Below are 20,307 nucleotides of genomic sequence, written 5' to 3' on the forward strand. Positions count from 1 at the left end.
AACAGCAAGGACATCCAGATGAGCCGGTTTCACAATAAGCGCATTCTGATCACAGGCGGAACGAGCGGCATGGGCCTGGCGGGTGCCCGCCGGATCATTGCTGAAGGCGGTCATGTTGTTCTGACCGGTATGAACAACGAACGAATTCACTCAGTCCGTCAGACGCTCGGTGAGAAGGCTGAAGTCATTCGCAATGACGCTGCCGATCCTGATGCAGCAAACAGTCTCGCTGAAGCGGTGAAAGCCATTGGTCCGCTTGATGGGCTTTGGCTGAATGCAGCCTTTGCTTCGCTGGGAGCGCCTGAAGACATCACGGCTGCGGATTTCGATGCCATGATGGCAACCAATGTTCGCGGGCCAATGCTCCAACTGGCCAGCCTTTCGCTATATCTCAATCATGGCAGCTCGGTCGTCGTCACATCGTCCAGCTCAACCTATGAAGGCGCTGCAGCCACCAGTCTTTACGCTGCAACCAAAGGTGCGGTCATTGCCATGACACGCTCCTGGGCGTCCGCGCTCGCACCCCGTGGCATCAGGGCCAACGTCATCGTGCCCGGACCAATAGAAACGAATTTCCGGCATTTTCTGCCCGATGAGGCGCGAAGCGGATTTGAACGTTTTGTCGTCGATCAGGTGCCGCTCGGGCGTGCAGGTACGGCTGATGAAGCAGCAGCCGTGGCTCTTTTCCTGCTTTCTGATGACGCATCCTATGTTACCGGCAGCCAGTATGCTGTGGATGGCGGGCTCATTAAATACTGATCCATCAGCAAAAAGCATGATCCTGTGCCGCACTATCATTGCAAAACTGAAAATAGGCGGTACACCTTTCATGTGTTTTCACGTATGAGCGTCGCCAATTTAACTTCACGTAGGAAAGGCCCCCTCATGACAGCACCAACGCTCGGCATCATTCGCCTTGAACATGCGGAAGGCCTTGAACTCCCCGCTTACGAAACTTCCGGTTCCGCTGGCATGGATCTTCGAGCCGCCGTTGCCGAAGACCGCCAGATCGTACTTCTGCCGGGTCGCCGCACTCTGGTGCCAACCGGTCTCATCTTTGAAATCCCGGAAGGCTATGAAGTGCAGATTCGCCCTCGTTCGGGCTTGGCTTTCAAGAACGGCATCACCTGCCTCAACACGCCCGGCACAATCGATTCTGATTATCGTGGCGAAGTGAAGGTACTGCTCATCAACCTGAGTGACGACGATTTCCGCATCGAACGCGGTATGCGCATTGCACAGGCCGTCTTCGCGCCAGTCGTCCAGCCAAAGATCGAAGAGCGCTCACAGGTCAGCGAAACCGCACGCGGCGCTGGCGGCTTCGGTTCAACCGGCACAGCCTGATTAGGCAATCCAACCATTATGATAAAAAGCCGGAACCTCGTTCCGGCTTTTTTATATGCACTCTCTAAAGCACCATTTTTAACAGAGCCCAAGCCTATGACCATTAGGCGCATGACAAATAATTAAGATGAATTCCTGAGTTGGTCGGCATAGATATCCGCAGAACACTATTTTTTATAATGAATTCTCAGGGGTTGCAGGGTGCTTAGATCCACCGATTCACAGGCCACAGGTCCAAAGACGACCGCATCAGGTAAACGCGCATCGCGTGGGCGTAACCGCTTGTGGGTCTGGCTGCCGATAGCAGCCATTGCCTTGGGTGCAGGCTGGTATTTCCTGAGCGGGCGAGAAGCCGGCAGCCAGAAAAGCACCTATCTGGCTGAAACCGTTGAACGCGGCAACATCGAAAACTCGATCACCGCAGTCGGCACCCTGAGTGCGCTGCGCAGCATCAATGTTGGCGCGCAGGTCTCGGGACAGCTGAAAAGCGTCAAAGTTGAGATCGGCGACGAGGTCAAGCAGGGCGATCTGATTGCCGAAATCGACCCATCACCGTTCGAAAAGAAGGTCGAGATTGCCAGCGCACAGCTCGATAATCTCAAGGCACAGCTTCTGAGCAAGCAGGCGCAGCTGACATTGAAAAAGTCCAATGCCGCTCGCCAGCGCTCACTGCTTGCGACCCGCAACGCATCGCAATCGACCATCGATCAGGCCGATGCCGATCTCGCCATGGCGGAAGCCGATGTGAAAGCCCTGAGCGCGCAAATCCGTCAACAGGAAGCACAGCTCGCCAGCGACAAGGTCGATCTCGGCTACACCAAGATCTACAGCCCGATGGTCGGCACCGTCGTCGATCAGAGCGCCAAGGAAGGCGAAACGCTCAACGCAGTGCAGAGCGCACCGACAGTTGTCACAGTCGCTGACCTCAAGGTCATGACCGTTGAAGCACAGGTTTCGGAAGCCGATATCAGCAAGTTGAAGCCCAATATGCCGGTCTACTTCACATTGCTCGGTCAACCAGACAAGCGCTTTACCGGAACTCTGCGTCAGATCAAGCCTACCCCGCAGACCGACAACAACGTCGTTCTCTACTACGCGCTGTTCGACGTTCCGAACCCAACCGGCGAACTCATGATCAATATGAGCGCACAGGTCTATTTTGTTCTCGACCACGCAGACAATGTGCTGATTATTCCAACTGCCGCGCTGAACCAGAAACGCGAAGGTACCGGCAAGCCACAAACGACCGTTCAGGTCGTGGATAAGAGCGGCGCAACCGCAGAACGCGTTGTGGAAATTGGCGTTCGTAATCGCGTGCAGGCAGAGGTTAAAAGCGGCCTTGAAGAAGGCGACAAGGTGGTCGTCACATCCGCATCTGCGACGGCAGGCTCAACCCAGCGCGGCCGCAGACCGGGCGGCATGTTCTTCTGATGAGCACCGCCATGAATGACGCGCCCCTCATCAGATTGCAGGACATCCGCAAAACCTATCACAATGGCGATTTAGCCGTTGAGGTGCTGCACGGGATAACGCTCGACATCAGGGCCGGTGAATTCGTCGCCATCAAGGGTGCGTCCGGCTCCGGCAAGTCAACACTGATGAACATTCTGGGCTGTCTGGACAGCCCCAGCGGTGGACAATATCTGCTCGATGGCGAAGACGTATCGACGCTTGATGCAGATGAGTTGGCAGCACTACGCCGCCGCACTTTCGGCTTCGTCTTCCAGAGCTACAATCTGATAGCAACATCGACCGCGCAGGAAAATGTCGAGGTTCCGGCTATCTATGCGGGTATGCCTGCCGCAGAACGTCACGAACGCGCAGCCGAGCTTCTGGGATCGTTGAAACTGGGTGACCGGCTGGACCATCGGCCCAATCAGCTTTCTGGCGGCCAGCAACAGCGCGTCTCGATTGCGCGCGCCTTGATGAATGGCGGACGCATCATTCTCGCCGATGAACCGACCGGTGCGCTCGATAGCCAGAGCGGTGAAGACGTCATGGCGCTTCTGCGTTCCATGCATGAGCAGGGTCATACGATCATCGTCATCACCCATGCGCGCGAAGTTGCGGAACGGGCTGACCGCCTGATTGAAATCCGCGATGGTCAAATCCTGTCCGACACCACCAAGCGTGAAATGCCGGATACTGATGCGCCTAAAACGCTGCAACAGATGACCCAAAGCGGCGCTGCTCATATCGCCGATATTTCTGAAGCGGTCAAAATGGCGATGCGTGCGCTGCGCGCCAATATTTTCCGCACGGTCCTGACACTGCTTGGCATCATCATCGGTGTTAGTTCGGTTGTCACCATGCTGGCAATCGGCACAGGGGCCCAGAACTCCATTCTGGATCGCATCAATGCGATGGGCACCGACCTTGTTCTCATTCGACCGTCGATGCCCGGCTTTCGGGGTTCTGGCTCCGTCGCAACACTTGTCCCAGCTGATGCCGATGCAATCCTGCAATTGCCAAATGTGAAGACAGCCGTCCCGGAAGTGACCGGCAGCGTAACCTTGCGGCGTGGCAATGTTGATTATCAATCGCAGGCCAATGGCACGGTTGCAGCTTTCTCTGAAGCCAAGTCGTGGAAAGTTACAACGGGTGACTTCATCACCGAACATGACATGGAAACCTATGCGCCGGTTGCCGTGCTTGGCTCGACTGTGGTCAAAACCCTGTTCCCTGATGGCTCGAACCCGATCGGCCAATATATCCTGATCCAGAAAATACCGTTTCAGGTGATCGGCACTCTGGAATCAAAAGGAGCAGGTTTCGGCGGTTCCGATCAGGATGACGTGGTTATCGTCCCGCTATCAACCGGCAATCTCCGGCTCTTTGGTCAGAAATATGTCCGCACCATCACGGTTCAGGTCAAAGATCCCGATCTGATCGACACGACACAGGACCAAATTCAGGAGCTTCTTGACCAGCGCCATAAGCAACGCGACACGATGATAACCAACATGTCGTCCATTCGTGACGATGCGGCAGCCATGGGCAGTACGCTCACACTGTTTCTGGGATCGGTGGCAGCAATATCGCTGCTGGTCGGCGGCATTGGCGTGATGAATATCATGCTTGTAAGCGTAACCGAACGCACCCGCGAAATCGGTGTCCGCATGGCCACAGGCGCGCGCCGGCGCGACATTCTGCTCCAGTTCATCACCGAGGCTCTTACAGTCTCTGCGATTGGCGGTGCGTTTGGCGTAATACTGGGTGTTGGTGCAGCAACCCTCATATCGCTTGCAGGCGTATCGGTAGCCTTCAGCGCAGGTCCTGTATTGCTTGCATTCACCTGTGCGTTCGCGACAGGTCTGGTATTTGGCTTCCTGCCAGCCCGCAAAGCTTCACGGCTGTTACCGGCAGTGGCACTGTCGTCTGAATAAAACCAACTGCATCCGGAACGTAAAAAGCCGGTCTGGAGACAGACCGGCTTTTTTATTGAGAGATTGCGTTGCTTACTTGAAAAGCAATGGCAGAGTAATCGGCATACGCGCTTTCGCTATTGCTGCAGGAGGTGCAGGAACCGGAGAGGCGCGGCGCGCAGCTTCCAGTGCCATCTGATCCACAGTTGGATCGCCCGATGACCCTGCAAGGCGCGCAGACAGCACGTTGCCCGACGGATCGATGACGAAAGTAACCTGCACCAGCCCCTTGGAATTTCTGCTCGCCTTACGCTGCAAGAACCGTACATTACGCGCCATATGGGCTTGCAGCTTGGAGGTCCACTTGGCGGAACTCACACCGGCTGAGGCATTATTCTCACCACGGCGATTGGCTGCAGCCCTGGCGCCGTTATCGGCATCCATACGCGGAGCGCTGGCCTGTCTGGTTTCCTTGGCTTTTTCAGCCTTTTTGGGCTTGGGTTTTTCAACCTTCTGCACCGGCTTAGGCTTTTCAGGCTTAGGCTTTTCAACTTTCTTTTCAGGCTTTGGTTCAGGCTTTTCAATCGGCAGCGGCACGGCCACTTCCGGCTTAGGCGCTTCAACCACATCCGGAACAACTTCTTCAGGTTCCTGAACAGGTTCTGGCTCAGGCTCCGGTTCCGGTTCCTTGATTTCTTCAGGTACAGGCTCAGGCTCGACCTGCTCTTCAGGCTCGGCAGCGGTTTCCTGCTGCGGTGCTTCTGATACCTGCTCTTCCATCGGCGCTTCGGGCTCGGGAGCAAGCTCAATCACCATCGCGGCGATCTGCGCGCCATCCGGCTGGTCTTCGTCCCTGGTCATATGCACGGCATAAGCGCCAGCCGCATGAACGCTGAGCACGATAATGCCTGCACCAAGCCAACGCCCTGCATCATGCCAAAAGGAATTATGATGGCTATCAGCCGACGCCACATTCTTTATTGGGGGATGTTCGGGCGGAAGCCTGCTCATTTTACTGTGCTCCCTGCGTCGCTGGAGCTTGTGTAGCGGGCGCTTGTGTAGCGGGAGCCGAACCATCGGGAGTCGTCGCTCCGAGTGTTTCAAGGCCCACCAGCGCAATCTTGAGATAGCCTGCTTCACGCAACAGGTTCATCACACGCATCAACTCGCCATAGCCGACATTTTTGTCGGCGCGCAGGAAGACGCGTGCTTCCTTGTTCTTTTCGGATACGACGTCGAGTTTTGGTCCAAGACCTTCACGAACCACAGTGTCGTTGCCAACGCTGATGCTGAGATCTTCTTTGAGCGTCACATAAATCGGCTTGTCAGGGCGCGGCGCAGGTGTTGCGCTCGAAGCAGGCAAGTCCACATTGATGTCAACCGTTGCCAGTGGTGCGGCAACCATGAAGATGATCAGCAGAACCAGCATGACGTCGATAAACGGCGTCACGTTGATTTCATGGTTCAGCTCCAGATCGTCGCCGCCGCCTTCGCGAATTTTGCCAGCCATATTGCTTACTCCGCAGCGTGTAGCTTGCCTTCAGACACACCAGCTGTTCTGAAGTCGAGATCACGGCTTACGAGGCGTTCAACGCCTGCCCCGGCATCAGCCAGCAGCGAGCGATAACCGGTGATGGCGCGGGCAAACACGTTATAGATCACAACAGCCGGGATAGCGGCAACGAGGCCAATGGCTGTTGCCAGCAACGCCTCAGCGATACCAGGGGCAACAACTGCAAGGTTGGTGGTCTGCGCCTGGCTGATGCCGATGAACGAGTTCATGATACCCCAAACAGTACCGAACAGGCCGACGAAAGGCGCGACCGAGCCGATGGTTGCAAGAACGCCCGTACCTTTGGAAAGGCGGCGGCCAGCCTTGGCTTCAATTCGCGACAGACGCGAAGAAACACGTTCTTTAAGTCCTTCGCCACCGGCGCGAGCCAGAGCAGGACCGGAGAGGCGCACTTCGTCTTCCGCCGCACGCACGAGGATTGCAGCAGGTCCTTTCGCACCTTCAAGCGAGCGAACTGCGTCTGACAGCGTTGCAGAATGTCCGATGATCTTCAAAGCGCGCTTGGCACGGCTGCGTGCGCCAGCCAGTTCGAGCGACTTGGCAACCCAGACGGTCCAGGTTGCAAGCGATGCAAGAGCAAGGCCGATCATGACCGACTTGACCACCCAGTCAGCCGCCATGAACATGCCCCAAGGCGACAGATCGTGTGGCAGTACAAATGCAGGCGCTTCTGCTGCAGGCGCAATTGGCTGCGCTGCTTCAGGCGCTGGCTGCTGTGCGGCGGCTGGTTCAGTCGCTGGCGCCGGATTGGCGGCAGGAGCCTGCGATGCAGGTTCCTGGGCAGCTGGCGCCGGGGTTGCAGGCGCTGGTGCCGGATTGGTCGGCGCTGGCGTTGCTGGCTCGTTTGCAGCGGGCGCTGCTGGTGCAGGACTGGTCGCAGCCGGATTATTGGTTGCAGGTTCAGGCGCGCTTTGCGCAAGTGCAGAACCCGCAAATGCCAGCAGCCCCACGCCCATCGCCGCAGCCGTGAAGCCTTTTCGCCAGAAACCAGTCATTTTGATCGCCTTTTGATTGTTCAGGTCCGAGCGCGCATAACAGATGGTCCATGCAGACCGTTGCGCCGCTTGTTGGGCCTTTTCTTACCTCTCATTAACATGATGATGCAAGTCATGTTTTGAATTTAGTGACAATTTCCCGCAGTCAGGAGCCCAAAATCTAGGTAGAGCACGTAAGAAATACCTATTGCATAAAAACTTCAAATCAGACGTGATATAGATAAGACGGACAGACCTGACATTTCTCATGAATTGCGCGGGTTTGCGTGAGGCTTGTGGAGGACATGCCAATGATGCTCAAGGATATTCAGGTGCTCGAAAATGCAGCACGCACAGCCATGGCAGGCAATGAAGATCCAATGCCTGTGCAGCAGCGCCTGCTCAAGCCAGCGCATTACGGTCTTGCAGTCATCACGATCCTCGGTGCTGCTTACCTGCTCTTCGCTTGATTAAAGCATTTCCAGCAAAAGTGCGAAGCGGTTTTGCGTCGGATAATGCTTAGAAACAAAAAGATAGAGCGGTTTCAATGATTCCTATTAAATGGAACCACTCTCAGTGAGCGCATCTGACGATATTTACCATGACTGATAGAAGGTCGTGCATTGAGTTGCTGTTGCGCCTCTTTGCATGCAACCATTGGGCCTGACCAACGTTATATTGGCTGAACAACAGATGTTGCAGACCAGTGATCGAACAGGAGGCCTGACATGGCGCGCGGAACAACCAATACGCGTAAGATCGAGGAAAAGATCGAAGAAGCACTGACCGATTCGACAACCGAAGACCTTCAGGCTCAGGTCGAACAGCTCAAAGAAGATATCGCAGCCATTGCTGCAACCCTGGCAAATCTCGGCACGCAGACGGTTCGCGACGCCAAGCGCACCGCCAAGGAAACCTATAAAAGCGCATATCATCAGAGCGAAGATGTTGTCGGCGACTTGAAGAACAAAGCGCAGGACGTCGAAGCACAGCTTACTGAAACCATCCGCGAACGCCCGATTGCATCGATAGCGACAGCACTTGGCGTCGGCTATCTTCTTGCGCTCCTCTCGCGCCGCTGATCCGCGCCATGCTGAAACTTCTCGCGCCAGTCGTGGCATCCCTTGCCGGTGAAGAGCTGAAGCTCCTCACCGGACGCGCCAAGCGCGCCGCTATTTTCGGTGCGGCAATCGCTGTCTTCGGCCTTATCGCGGTGGTGTTTCTTTGTGTTGCTGCTTTTCTGGCGCTTGCAGAGAATTACGGTGGACCGATTGCAGCGCTCATTCTGGCGGGCTTGTCGCTAATCCTCGCTCTGCTCATTCTCGCAGTTCTGAAAATTCAGGCTGCAGCTGAGGAGAAGAAGCGCAAACAACGCATCGAAGCAGATAAGTCGGCTTTGATGGCCACTGCAGCCATTGCAACTGTACCTTCGATTTTGAAACGGCCGATTTTGGCAGTCGCGTTACCACTTGCAGGTATTGCTTTGGTTAGTCTGCTTTCAGACAAAAAGAAGCGCAAATAATATCGGACGGCTATGGTCGATAATAGCCATAGCCGTCTTCTTCATTGCTAATCAATTTTACTTTGCTGTGTCTTCAGATTTCACGTTTGCGAGGGATGCGAGCCGCACGATGACGCGCGTGCCTGAGCCGTTCTCAGCCAAAGCATAGACCGGCTTTTCGCCAAACTGCATACAGAGCTGCTCGACAACCAGCGTTCCGAGACCCGTCTGTTCCTTAACATCCGCCGTGCTGTTCTTCTGCCAGCCCACGCCGTTATCCTCTACGATCAACGCAGGGGTTCCGGTATTGTCATCCAGCGTGAAGCTTACGGAAATCTCACCTTCGGAACGACCCTTGAAGGCGTGCTTGACGGCATTGGTTATAAGCTCGCCCAAAATGATGCCGATGGTGGTGACATCTCGCGCCTTCAGATCAAGCGGTGCAAAATCCGTATGGAAGCTGATCTTGCGGTCCTCGCCAATGGCATTGCGAATATCTTCGATAACAGTCTCGAGGAATTCATCGACACGGGTCGATTCCATATCTTCGCCAAGCCTTAGCCTGCGATGCGCCGTCGAAACGGTCTGAACTCGGTCGCGTGCAGCAGACAGCGCAGCGCGTGCTTCTTCACTCTGTGTCTGGCGCAATTGCAGCCCAAGCAGTGACGACACTGTTGCCAGCGAATTGCCGATGCGATGATTGGAATCCTGCAACAAAATCTCGACGCGCTTGCGCTCGTGTTCAGCGATGGCGCGTTCCTGTTCCAGTTCCATCGTCCGTTCTCTCACACGATCTTCAAGAAGCTCCTTCTCCGAGCGCAACACAGTCTGCCCTTCAATGAGGGCGCGCGCTGTACGCTGAACGCGTGTGAAAAGCAAAAAGCCCAGCATGACAGCCGATATCAGCGCAACGATCGACGCAGCGGTCATCCAGTAGCGCATCCGATCAATATGCGCGTTGCGTTCAGCCAGTTCACGTTCTTCGATATCGATAAACTGGGAAACGGTATCGGAGAGCTGGTCCATGAGGATTTTGCCCTCATCACCCCTCACCTTGTTGATCGCCTCCTGCACCTTACCGGCCTTGGCAAGATTAATCGTTTCACGCACGTCATCATGCGCGCGCTCGACCAGCGCTTTTATCTTTCGAACACGAGCATCCTGTTGTGGATTGTCCTGCGTCAGCGCCGCAAGATCGGACATGGTCTGATCGATGTTCACGATAGAGCGCTGATACAGTTCAAGATAGGTATCATCGAGCGTCAGAAGATAGCCGCGCCGGCTCATCTCGATGTTATAAGCAATTCTGGTCACGCGTCCGACTTGCTCACGCAGCTCGAAATTCTTCGATATATCAACGACCTGACTGTTAACGCCGGAAGAAAGAAACAGCGTTATCAATGCCGAAAGCAAAACCAGACTGAGCGACACGATAAGAGCAATCGGTCGCCATGACGGCTTAATAACACGGTTTGAAAAGGCTGCTGGCAAAGGTCGGTCCACGATAAATCTAATAGAGCATTTCCTGCTTTGATTGGATCATTGAAAATGCTCGATCCGTTTGTTTTTACGCGCATCTTGCTCCGAAAACCGCGTCGCACTTTTCGGAATGCGCTTTAAGCTTTGGCCTCGCGTTTCACGCATCCCTATCTGGTCCGCACGTCAACGTTTTGAAGCTGCAAACCAGCGCCAGAGAGCGTGAACGTTCTCTGGCGCTGGTATAGTTAACAAATATTAGTAAAGCGAAATCTTCAAGTCGATAAAGCCTACAGCATAATTCCTTAAACTTGAATCAGTTTAAGGTAAAATTATGCTGTAAATATAGGTGTTAGAGCGACCTTTGTGCGCCCAAGAGGGCGCACGGCGCTCTAGTGGCCGTTTTTAGTTCCAACATTTGCTCAGCGCATGAGCCGCAGGAGGCAAATGTTGAAGTCAGACGACGACTGTCAGGCAAAACTTCTCAAAGTTACGCGAGAGGAATCGGCATCCGGACCATAATCGCCATCGCCTTCGATCTTCAAAATCTCTTGCAGACGCGTACGGGCGCGGCTCACACGGCTCTTGATTGTGCCAACAGCACATCCGCAGATCTCTGCCGCTTCCTCATAGGCAAAGCCCGATGCACCAATCAGAATAATGGCTTCGCGCTGGTCATCCGGCAACTGTTCAAGAGCTGCCTTGAAATCCTGCAGATCTAGCGTGCCATATTGGGAAGGATGCACTGCAAGCTGTTCGCTGAAGATACCATCCGTATCTTGCACTTCGCGACCACGCTTACGCATCTGCGTGTAGAATTCATTGCGCAGAATTGTAAACAGCCAAGCCTTCATGTTGGTGCCCAACTCGAAAGAATCCTGCTTGGCCCAGGCTTTCATGATTGTGTCCTGAACGAGATCGTCGGCGCGGTCATGCTTACCGATCAACGATACTGCAAACGCGCGCAAGCTAGGCAAGGACGCGAGCAGTTCGCGCTTGAACTGCGCCAACTCCTCAGCCGACGGAACCAGTGTTCTGCTCACGCATACTCTCCTGTTCAACCTGATCGAGTTTTTCCAGCAAATCCAGAAAACGATCCGGAATGGTCTCGTCCTGTATCGAAGTATAAAGCGCTTTTAGTTTGAGACCCACTTCGCAGTTCGGACCCAAAATGTCCTTCCGGACGCGCCCGTTAAGCCGTAACCCGGCCCCGTTCGCATGAAGGTTTTTCTTTTCAGTCATCTCTAATTAAATCCAGGCATCAAGCCATGTTCCACTGTTACCAAGCCCCTGCTCGACAGCCTAAATGCACCCGATCTCAAAAAGTTCCCTAATTTATCGCATCTGCATGGAACTTTTTTAAATCCGTGGCGTTTTGAGTACCATAATGCCGCGCTCTATAACATTCTCCAGAAACTTTCGGGTTTCAGCGGTGTATGTAGAAAAACAAGAATTGCGGCAGTGAGGAGTCTCAGAATCATGACGTTATCGACGCGTATTGCGCCGCACCTTCCCTATCTTCGCCGTTTTTCGCGCGCCCTCACCGGGTCGCAGGCTTCGGGTGATGCATATGTAGCAGCCACATTGGAAGCCCTGATCGCAGATATAAGCATTTTCCCGCAAGCCTCCGCGGACCGGATCGCGCTTTATCGACTTTTCTGCAATCTTTACAAAACGGCCTCTGTTCAAATTCCGGAACCCGCTTCCGAGTTTGCATGGGAAAAACAGGCAGCGCGCAATCTCTCACATATTGCCCCCTTGCCGCGACAGGCATTTCTCCTCGTCGCAGTCGAAGGTTTCAACGATCGTGAAGCAGCCGAAATTCTTGAACTCGAAGATGGTGAGTTCGGGCGAATTCTTGCAGCAGCTTCCACCGAAATCTCGAAGCAGGTTGCAACCCGCATCATGATTATCGAAGACGAGCCGCTCATCGCCATGGATATCGAGCAGATGGTGGAGAGCCTCGGCCATGAGGTCGTGGGTATTGCACGCACCAAAGATGAAGCGCTTGAGCTTTATCGCAAAGAAAAGCCGCGCATGGTCCTCGCCGACATCCAGCTTGCCGATGGCAGTTCGGGTATCGATGCAGTCAACGAAATTTTGCAGGACGATACCGTTCCCGTGATCTTCATCACGGCCTTCCCCGAACGCCTCCTGACGGGAGAACGACCAGAGCCGACGTTCCTGGTGACGAAGCCATTTAACCCGGACATGGTCAAAGCGCTCATAAGCCAGGCTCTGTTCTTTGAGGAAGCTGCGCAGGTTGCTGCGTAAAGTTTCTGCACATAGAGCGACCTTTGTGCTGTAGCCGGTAAGTTAGCCCCCCCTGTAAAGATCCGCTCTTTTCAGGGGGATTGGCTTTAAAGCGCATAGCGAAAGACCTGAATTCGCTTTCTCATAGCTGCGCACGAGGCAAATAACCATCCGTTTGAAAAAGCGTGATTTTTTTGGGGGCGGGACCTGTAAATTGTCTATTTCGAGGAACCAAAAGCATAGATCGAACGTTTCTCTTTCAATCAGTGAAGAGGAGATTCAAAATGCTTTATTACGCTCTCGTTTTTCTCGTCGTAGCTCTGGTAGCAGGTGCTCTGGGCTTCGGTGGTATCGCCGGTGCTTCAGCAGGTATCGCCCAGATTCTGTTCTTCGTATTCCTTGCCCTGTTGGTCGTATCTCTGATCGCTTCGGCTATTCGCAAGGCGTAATAGACAGAAATCTGCTTACAGGCGGGGGGCGCTATATCGCCTTCCATAAGCCCAAAGAACCATCGCGCCGTTGTATGGCCTCAAACAACGGCGCGATTATTGGTTTTCATAACAAATCAAAACCTTTGAGTCCTATGACAGTCAGCATCCATCCAAACACAATGCCGAGTGTCGTTCATTTTTCCAGTACCAGCTTTTATAAATCACCAGTCAATTTTGATTCTAAAACGGGCGGCAGTTGAGGCATTCATGGCAGCATCACACCAATCCCTCAAAGACACAGAGCCCGATGCTTCACGTTTGCGCGCACTGCTGAGAGCTGTCCGTAACAGCAATGTTTGCGTTCTGTATCAGACGCCCGACCTTTTCTATGCCTGGGGTGAAAATATTCCATCCTACTGGCAGGAAAAATGGAGAGTTGGCGGTCAGGATTGCGATTTCATTTTCTCAACCTCCATGTCCCGGCTCGATCACGCCAAACGCACAGCGTTGGAAAGTGGAACCGCACAGAATGTCGAGCTCGCCATCAACGACGGCGACAAGCTGCGCTGGATAGAATTTCACATCGACTGCGATCGTGATTCTGAGGGCAATGTGCTCGGTCTTGTTACGACCGCACTTGAGATCAGCGAAATGAAACGCCGTGAGCAGGTGTTAAAAACACTGCTCCGCGAAGTCAGTCACCGCTCCAAGAATCTGCTCGCCATCGTGCAAAGCATTGCGAGCCAGACCGCTCGCTTCACCGATTCTGTTGATGATTTCCTTCTCAAGTTTCGCGGCCGCATACAGTCCCTCTCCTATTCACAGGACCTGGTGACGGATTCCAATTGGCACGGAGCGTTGTTTCTCGACCTCGTTCATTCGCAGATCGAGAAATATATCGACATCAATGATGACCGCCTGACTGTCGAAAGTGATAATCCCTATCTCTTCCCGGGCGCGGCTTTGCATGTCGGCTTGGCGCTGCATGAACTGATTATCAATGCGACCTCTTTTGGCGGCCTCTCTATCCCTTACGGTCGCGTGGTGATTTCTGCAAAAATCCACCGCTCCGAAAAAGGCGATGAAGAACTCGTCATCCATTGGGAAGAAACCAATCCGGCCATGCCAGAGGTTTATAATCATGACCCGCGCTTTGGCAGTGCAGTCCTGCAACGGATCGTGCCAGCAGCAGTCGGCGGCAAGGCAGATTACCGCGTTGATGGCGCAGGTGCCGTCTATTCCCTGACAGTGCCGGCCGAACAGTTCGATTCCTGAACTGCATATTTTAAACATCAATTATACCAAGGCGGCTCAAGATGCTGAGGCATCACGCGCGGAACAAGTGCAGTTGCCACTTGAGCTCGAACAAAACTCCATGAGTCATACTCGTGGAGTTTTTGCATTAACGCGCCTACCGGAAAGGGTTAAACGCGCTCTACGGCATAATTCCTTAAACTTGCATCAGTTTAAGGAATTATGCCGTAAATATAGAGTGTTAGAGCGACCTTTATGCACCCAAGAGGGCGCATGGCGCTCTAAAGCTGGATAAAAGAAAAGCCGTTATGGTCCTCACCACAACGGCTTTTCTTTGAATATGCGGAACGCCAGCTGCATAAACGGGGGCGTCTGCGCGGCATTCTCGCTGCCCACTTCATACGGGGAGATTGAAGCGGGCGATGAAGACCACTTGCGGGGCGGGTTGTGGTCTTCATATGCAAAACGCCGATGAGCGATTTTAGTTCCGTTAGGATTTTATTTTTTTACAATAAAGTTCGAGACGGTGATGAACGATCTCATAACCGAGCGTGCGGGCGATCTCTTCCTGCAGTTTTTCGATCTTGTCGGAGCGAAATTCGACGACCTCGCCACTGTCCATATCGATGATATGGTCATGATGGGCGCCACTCGCCTGTTCAAAGCGCGACGGCCCGCCAGCAAAAGCATGACGATGAATTGCGCCGCGCTCTTCCAGCAGCTTCATTGTCCGATAGACAGTCGAAAGCGAAATGCTGGTATCGATCTCGACCGCGCGCCGAAAAATCTCAAGCGCATCCGGATGGTCTTCCGTTTCGGTCAAAATATTGAGAATGATGCGGCGTGGCCGTGTAATTCGGACCCCAGCCTGCCGCAGCTCATACTCATAATCGGGTTTTTTGTGCGATTCACTCATAGCGCGATTATGCACCTCCCGAGCGCCAGTTGCAAATTTTCGCAACTGGCATTGGAACATCTCCCCAGACCATTTATCGCTCACGCCTGCTGAGGAACCCTTTTCATCGTGTAATCACAGATAGACAAGGGGCGAAAAGCTTAGAACCAGCCCTAGGAAAGCAACAGAGCTGCGCCAGTAAAACAGGCCCCAAAGACCAAAAAGGATCCCTACCGGCGCCGTATAAACACAGAAAATGACGAGGTAGCCGTCGCTACCCACGCCGAAGAAGACAATGTAATAGAAAATGAATGCCGTCACGGCCCCAAAAATCAGGGATATGATCGCCGCGAAGCACCAATTCCGCTTTCTGACAGATTTCGATTGGTTCATGCCCGGCCAGTTCCTCGATTAAGTTCCTGAGCAGAACATAACATAATGGCACGCCGGCAATATCAGCGGCTAAGGGGCACCCATCCGGAAATACGTGCCAGCCGCAGTGCCAAAGCCACCTGATGTTGTCTCATCGCAGAACGGTGTCGGAACATTGAGCGTGGCCCCGTCGAGACGCAACACCAGAGGGCCACCATCACCTTTGAATTCAGCCTCACTGGCTGATTTCTGCTCAAGCGCACCACTGAAGCTGCATACCCAGGTGCCGTTTGCCTGATCGGCAACATCAAGGCTCACGGTGAGCTTTCCAGATTGGTCCTTCTCGACATTAATGACGCCCCAGGCATTGCTCCATTTGCCTTCAAGCGAAGTGTTGTCGACAACCGACACCCAGTTCAGGAACTCTGCACGCATCTCTGTCCGGTCATGCAAGCCGGTCAGTCTGTTGTCCAGATTGGACAAATTGCTTTCAAATGCTTCAGACCGGGTCTTGATAAAGGCGGCCTGATCGTTGCGAAGCGCTGTCTTCAAGGCCGGGCTGGATCTCTCAAGCAGTGCAGAATAGGCCAGCGACATCGCGCGATCCGCTTCGGCAATATCCGGCTTAGAGCAAATTGCTTTTTCCGTTGCGCTCGAAGCTTTACCACAGTCGAACCCGGCCTGAGCCAGTGCCGGAACCTGCAAGGGTGCGTAAATTCCCAAAGCGGCGCTTAAGATAAAGGCGTATTTCGTAAGACGCATTTTTTCACTCTCAGTATTCTAGCGGTTCGACTTGTGTCGACCTGTCTTTAATCGGGAGTAGATTTGTCGCAAACATTATCAGTTACTTATTTCATTAAGCGACGTTGAGATGGAATGCTAGAGACATCAGGCATCTCAAAAAGTGCGCGTGCATGTTTGCCACAAATTGACGTCATATCAATTTGCAAGTCGATCGATTTGATTGAGGTTGTTGAAATGGCTGGTACGCCCAAGGGGAATCGAACCCCTGTTTGCGCCGTGAGAGGGCGCCGTCCTAACCGCTAGACGATGGGCGCGGAGCAAAAGCTACTGCCGATATAAGCCTGAAAAGGCCCGAGTGCAATCAAGAGCACAATAATATGATAAAATTGGAAAAGGCGGCATCGCTGCCGCCCTCAAACTCATCGATTACTCGACATTGCCGAGTTTAATACGGCCAACGATGCGAGATTCGCGATAGTCGTAAACGATAATTTCCGTGCCGCCATCCGGCAACAATGTTTCCAGCGAAAGCTGCTGACCAGAAAGGCTCTGTGACAACAGGCGTGTGCCCGGTGCAAGTTCGATCTGCGATTCGATCAACTTGACTGGTTCCGGCTGAGGGGGTGCAATTGCAGCCTGTCCTGGAATGTCGGAACGGGCAGCTTCGGTCTCTGTTGCGTCCGGAGCACGATTGATCTTGTAGACAACTGCGACAAGCACAGCCATAAGACCAATCAACATAACACCGATGGAAACCGCAAGCAGACGGATCATCTTGCGACGGACTTTCTCCATCGCTGGATCAAGCGGGGGTTCCGGCTGTTGCTCTTCCGGATAATAGCCCTGCTGATAGTCCTGATATCCGGAATCCTGCTGATTCTGATATCGGGGATAGTGTGGATCCTGCATTAAATGACTCCGGTTCATGCACCCGCGTGGGCGCGTGATAACGAAGGGAAGAGACAATTGAAAGAACTAATTGCCGACCTCGATGCTGCAGGCAAAAGATTAGACCAGTGGCTGGCCGCAGCATTGGGGCCGGAACTCTCCCGCAGTCGCGTCCAGTCCCTGATTGCTGATGGCCATGTGACCATCGATGATGTCCCTGCCAGTGGTGCAAAGCAAAAGCTGCGCGAAGGTATGAAGATTACCGTCGTGCTGCCAGAGCCTGAACCTGCCGACCCGCAAGGCGAAAACATCCCGCTGGATATTCTCTATGAAGACGATGATCTCATCGTCATCAACAAGCCCGCAGGCCTGGTTGTCCATCCGGGCAACGGCAACTGGACGGGAACGCTCGTCAATGCCCTCATATATCATTGTGGCGATAGCTTGTCCGGCATCGGAGGAATCCGTCGTCCGGGCATCGTTCACCGTCTCGACAAGGATACCAGTGGCGTCATGGTCGTTGCCAAGAACGACCATTCCCATCGGCATTTAAGCGAGCAGTTTGCCGATCATGGCCGTACCGGCGATTTGGAACGCGCCTATCTCGCACTTGTCTGGGGCATGACCGAGCGTCCGCAGGGCAATATCGACGCCCATCTTGGCCGCTCGCATCGCGACCGCACCAAACAGGCAGTCGTCAACGAAGAACGTGAAGATGCGCGCCATGCCATCACACACTATTCGACGATTGAAAAATTCGCCCCGCGCGAAGATGCGACAGCCTTGGCCTCGCTCGTCGAATGCCGCCTTGAGACCGGACGCACCCACCAGATCCGCGTCCACATGGCTCATATCGGCCATCCGCTCGTCGGCGACATGGATTATGGCAGCGCATACAAGACCAAGGCAAACAAGCTGCCTGAGCCACTGAAAAACGCGGTGCAGGGTTTCCATCGTCAGGCGCTACATGCCTTTTTGCTGGCATTCACCCATCCGACAACGGAAGAAATCATGCGTTTTGAAGCGGATGTGCCCGAAGATATGGAGCAGCTTCTGGAAAATTTCCGCCAGCACTCTATATAATATTGATAAATCTAGCAGTTTCACACTGCATGAAACGACCTGTAAAAACTGCATTTTCAGGGCGGAAACACGGTATCGTATGGCATTTCCAGCAAAAGTGCGAAGCGGTTTTGCGTCGGACAATGCGTAAAAATAGTTTCAGCGGTTCCAACGATTCAGTCTTAACTGGAACCGCTGTAAAAGGTTGCAGCCCATTCGGTGCGGCCCTTTAAGCTTGGGCAACTGTTCACATTCTAGTGACACATTGTTTCATGAGGTTAAGGATCGTGTTTTCGCCAAAATCATACCTATATATGTAAGCTCACGATGGAAGTGCAGGAGGCAGCCAGCGTGACAGGTTCGCCAAAAGGGAGCCTGAAATTATAAAGGAGGGTGCTCTATGGCCCAGGTTAATCTCCCAAGCATCACATCCGGTGACGGTGGCCTAACCCGTTATCTGGAAGAAATTCGCCGCTTTCCAATGCTTCAGCCGCAGGAAGAATACATGCTGGCGAAGCGCTATCACGAGCACACTGATCCGAAAGCCGCACACAAGCTGGTGACCAGCCATCTTCGCCTCGTCGCGAAGATTGCAATGGGCTATCGCGGTTATGGCTTGCCAATTGGCGAAGTCATCTCCGAAGGCAATGTCGGTCTCATGCAGGCAGTCAAGCGCTTCGAGCCGGAACGCGGCTTCCGCCTGGCCACATATGCGATGTGGTGGATCAAGGCTTCGATCCAGGAATATATCCTGCGTTCGTGGAGCCTTGTGAAGATGGGTACGACTGCCAACCAGAAGCGCCTGTTCTTCAATCTGCGCAAGATGAAGAGCAAGATTCAGGCGCTGGACGATGGCGATCTCAACCCGGATCAGGTCAAGCAGATTGCGACCAAGCTGAAGGTTAGCGAAGACGAAGTGGTTTCCATGAACCGCCGTCTGTCGGGTGACGCTTCGCTCAATGCGCCACTGCGCGCAAGCGAAGGTGAATCGGGCGAATGGCAGGATTGGCTCGTTGACGATAGCAGCAGCCAGGAACAGGTTCTGATCGAGCAGGACGAACTGGAAAGCCGCCGCTCGCTGCTTGAACAGGCCATGGACACGCTTAACGAACGTGAACGTCGCATCTTTGAAGCCCGCCGCCTTTCGGAAGACCCAATGACGCTGGAAGACCTTTCCGGCGAGTTTGGCATCAGCCGTGAACGCGTGCGCCAGATCGAAGTGCGTGCCTTTGAAAAAGTACAGGCTGCCGTCAAGGCTGCAGCTTTTAAACAGCAGAAGGCGTTGAACCATGTCGAGGAAGCTCACGCCTGAAACTGATAATTTTCAGACCCTTCTACTGCCGCAAAGTGGGAAACCGTTTTGCGGCAGTTTGCTTTTGAAATGTATCAAGAAAAACAAAGTCTGATTTTCATGCAGGATCGGGTTTCGATCCGCCGAAGCATCATTCGATGCAACCTGTCATCTAACCGATAAAAAACCGTCAAATAACTGTAATGGAATGGCTTTAGGCAACGTGACGTGTTTCACCGAAGCCTGAAGGTCTCCCAATGAAAAAGCTCCTGCTTGCTGCAACGCTCGCTCTTACTGCTGCCACTGCTGTATCTGCGTCTGAATATGTCTCTTATCTGGACTATCCTCAGAAAGAGCAGGACGGAAAAGAATTCTTCACTGCCATTGAAATCCCACAGGGCAGCTTCACCAAATACGAAATCAACGACAAGACCGGCCACATCATCGTCGATCGCTATCAGTCGATGCCAGTCGTCTATCCGGCCAATTACGGCTCGATCACCAGCACGCTGGCAGGCGACGGCGATCCGCTCGACGCGCTCGTCTACACCCGCGAACCAATCGTTCCAGGCGCAATCATCAAGGTTCGCCCAATCGGCGTTCTCAAGATGATCGATGGCGGCGAGACCGACGACAAGATTGTCGCTGTCCCTACCTCGAAGATCGACCCGACCTATGACAACATCAAGGAAATTGCTGATCTGCCAAAGATCGAGCAGCAGCGCCTTGAAGCTTTCTTCCGCGTTTACAAGCAGCTGCCGGAAGGCCGCAAGTCTGTTGAACTCGGCGGCTTCGATACTGCTGAAACCGCAGCAAACGAAGTAGCCAAGGCGATCAAGGCTTTCTCTGAAAAGAAATAATCAAGCGTATATCGCTGAAACGAA

General features: G+C 53.6%; 23 protein-coding genes and 1 tRNA gene. 13 read left to right on the plus strand and 11 right to left on the minus strand.

Features of this window, described 5'->3' with window-relative positions:
• The first annotated feature begins 18 nt into the window (after positions 1-18).
• The 4 genes from KMS41_08870 (at position 19) to KMS41_08885 (ending at position 4,730) form a co-directional block, all read left to right on the plus strand.
• Positions 19-759 (plus strand): SDR family oxidoreductase, encoded by a 741-nt coding sequence (locus KMS41_08870; protein QWK77205.1) that lies wholly within the window; start codon positions 19-21, stop codon positions 757-759.
• A gap of 126 nt (positions 760-885) precedes the next feature.
• Complete coding sequence (dut, locus tag KMS41_08875) at positions 886-1,344, plus strand: dUTP diphosphatase (protein QWK77206.1); 459 nt, start codon at positions 886-888, stop codon at positions 1,342-1,344.
• Positions 1,345-1,545: 201 nt separating this feature from the next.
• Complete coding sequence (locus KMS41_08880) at positions 1,546-2,775, plus strand: efflux RND transporter periplasmic adaptor subunit (protein QWK77207.1); 1,230 nt, start codon at positions 1,546-1,548, stop codon at positions 2,773-2,775.
• Positions 2,776-2,786: 11 nt separating this feature from the next.
• Positions 2,787-4,730 carry a MacB family efflux pump subunit gene (locus tag KMS41_08885; protein ID QWK77208.1) on the plus strand — a complete coding sequence of 648 codons (1,944 nt, stop codon included), beginning with the start codon at positions 2,787-2,789 and terminating at the stop codon, positions 4,728-4,730.
• Positions 4,731-4,802: 72 nt separating this feature from the next.
• On the opposite strand, the gene KMS41_08890 is transcribed toward KMS41_08885, so the two are convergent.
• From KMS41_08890 to exbB, 3 genes are read right to left on the minus strand one after another with little or no spacing between them, the layout of a single operon-like run.
• A complete protein-coding gene (locus KMS41_08890; GenBank protein ID QWK77209.1) occupies positions 4,803-5,720 on the minus strand; it encodes a TonB family protein in 918 nt (305 codons plus the stop codon).
• Between the two features lies 1 nt (position 5,721).
• Positions 5,722-6,219 (minus strand): TonB system transport protein ExbD, encoded by a 498-nt coding sequence (exbD, locus tag KMS41_08895; protein ID QWK77210.1) that lies wholly within the window; start codon positions 6,217-6,219, stop codon positions 5,722-5,724.
• A 5-nt stretch (positions 6,220-6,224) separates the two neighbouring features.
• Positions 6,225-7,277, minus strand: coding sequence for a tonB-system energizer ExbB (gene exbB / locus KMS41_08900; GenBank protein ID QWK77211.1), 1,053 nt, complete (start codon positions 7,275-7,277; stop codon positions 6,225-6,227).
• A 290-nt stretch (positions 7,278-7,567) separates the two neighbouring features.
• On the opposite strand from exbB, the gene KMS41_08905 reads away from it, so the two are divergent.
• From KMS41_08905 to KMS41_08915, 3 genes are all read left to right on the plus strand, one after another.
• A complete protein-coding gene (locus KMS41_08905) occupies positions 7,568-7,726 on the plus strand; it encodes a hypothetical protein (protein ID QWK77212.1) in 159 nt (52 codons plus the stop codon).
• A 258-nt stretch (positions 7,727-7,984) separates the two neighbouring features.
• Complete coding sequence (locus tag KMS41_08910) at positions 7,985-8,338, plus strand: DUF883 family protein (GenBank protein ID QWK77213.1); 354 nt, start codon at positions 7,985-7,987, stop codon at positions 8,336-8,338.
• Between the two features lie 8 nt (positions 8,339-8,346).
• Positions 8,347-8,778: a phage holin family protein gene (locus KMS41_08915; protein QWK77214.1), complete on the plus strand. Its 432-nt coding sequence runs from the start codon at positions 8,347-8,349 to the stop codon at positions 8,776-8,778.
• A 57-nt stretch (positions 8,779-8,835) separates the two neighbouring features.
• On the opposite strand, the gene KMS41_08920 is transcribed toward KMS41_08915, so the two are convergent.
• The 3 genes from KMS41_08920 to KMS41_08930 form a co-directional block, all read right to left on the minus strand.
• Entirely contained in the window at positions 8,836-10,248 is a 1,413-nt protein-coding gene (locus KMS41_08920; protein QWK78825.1) for a CHASE3 domain-containing protein, read from the minus strand.
• Positions 10,249-10,703: 455 nt separating this feature from the next.
• Positions 10,704-11,276: an RNA polymerase sigma factor gene (locus KMS41_08925; GenBank protein QWK77215.1), complete on the minus strand. Its 573-nt coding sequence runs from the start codon at positions 11,274-11,276 to the stop codon at positions 10,704-10,706.
• On the minus strand, positions 11,248-11,475 hold the full coding sequence (locus KMS41_08930) for an RNA polymerase (protein QWK77216.1): 228 nt from the start codon (positions 11,473-11,475) through the stop codon (positions 11,248-11,250). The genes KMS41_08925 and KMS41_08930 overlap by 29 nt, the downstream gene beginning before the upstream one ends.
• Positions 11,476-11,712: 237 nt before the next feature.
• On the opposite strand from KMS41_08930, the gene KMS41_08935 reads away from it, so the two are divergent.
• From KMS41_08935 to KMS41_08945, 3 genes are all read left to right on the plus strand, one after another.
• On the plus strand, positions 11,713-12,507 hold the full coding sequence (locus tag KMS41_08935; GenBank protein ID QWK77217.1) for a response regulator: 795 nt from the start codon (positions 11,713-11,715) through the stop codon (positions 12,505-12,507).
• A gap of 263 nt (positions 12,508-12,770) precedes the next feature.
• Complete coding sequence (locus KMS41_08940; GenBank protein QWK77218.1) at positions 12,771-12,935, plus strand: DUF1328 domain-containing protein; 165 nt, start codon at positions 12,771-12,773, stop codon at positions 12,933-12,935.
• Between the two features lie 249 nt (positions 12,936-13,184).
• Positions 13,185-14,192, plus strand: a complete 1,008-nt coding sequence (locus tag KMS41_08945) for a histidine kinase (protein ID QWK77219.1) — start codon at positions 13,185-13,187, stop codon at positions 14,190-14,192.
• A gap of 469 nt (positions 14,193-14,661) precedes the next feature.
• On the opposite strand, the gene KMS41_08950 is transcribed toward KMS41_08945, so the two are convergent.
• From KMS41_08950 to KMS41_08970, 5 genes are all read right to left on the minus strand, one after another.
• Positions 14,662-15,087, minus strand: a complete 426-nt coding sequence (locus tag KMS41_08950) for a transcriptional repressor (protein QWK77220.1) — start codon at positions 15,085-15,087, stop codon at positions 14,662-14,664.
• A 114-nt stretch (positions 15,088-15,201) separates the two neighbouring features.
• Entirely contained in the window at positions 15,202-15,459 is a 258-nt protein-coding gene (locus KMS41_08955) for a hypothetical protein (GenBank protein ID QWK77221.1), read from the minus strand.
• A gap of 69 nt (positions 15,460-15,528) precedes the next feature.
• Positions 15,529-16,200, minus strand: a complete 672-nt coding sequence (locus KMS41_08960; protein ID QWK77222.1) for a DUF1311 domain-containing protein — start codon at positions 16,198-16,200, stop codon at positions 15,529-15,531.
• Between the two features lie 221 nt (positions 16,201-16,421).
• A tRNA-Glu gene (locus tag KMS41_08965) sits at positions 16,422-16,496 on the minus strand.
• Between the two features lie 112 nt (positions 16,497-16,608).
• Complete coding sequence (locus KMS41_08970; GenBank protein ID QWK77223.1) at positions 16,609-17,091, minus strand: hypothetical protein; 483 nt, start codon at positions 17,089-17,091, stop codon at positions 16,609-16,611.
• 3 nt (positions 17,092-17,094) lie between these two features.
• On the opposite strand from KMS41_08970, the gene KMS41_08975 reads away from it, so the two are divergent.
• From KMS41_08975 to KMS41_08985, 3 genes are all read left to right on the plus strand, one after another.
• The gene (locus KMS41_08975) at positions 17,095-18,153 is read left to right on the plus strand and encodes an RluA family pseudouridine synthase (protein QWK77224.1); all 1,059 of its coding nucleotides are present in this window, start codon (positions 17,095-17,097) and stop codon (positions 18,151-18,153) included.
• 379 nt (positions 18,154-18,532) lie between these two features.
• Positions 18,533-19,444 carry an RNA polymerase sigma factor RpoH gene (rpoH, locus tag KMS41_08980; GenBank protein ID QWK77225.1) on the plus strand — a complete coding sequence of 304 codons (912 nt, stop codon included), beginning with the start codon at positions 18,533-18,535 and terminating at the stop codon, positions 19,442-19,444.
• A 236-nt stretch (positions 19,445-19,680) separates the two neighbouring features.
• On the plus strand, positions 19,681-20,283 hold the full coding sequence (locus KMS41_08985) for an inorganic diphosphatase (GenBank protein ID QWK77226.1): 603 nt from the start codon (positions 19,681-19,683) through the stop codon (positions 20,281-20,283).
• The last annotated feature ends 24 nt before the right edge of the window (positions 20,284-20,307 follow it).

This window comes from Ochrobactrum sp. BTU1, from assembly GCA_018798825.1.
Lineage (GTDB): Bacteria > Pseudomonadota > Alphaproteobacteria > Rhizobiales > Rhizobiaceae > Brucella.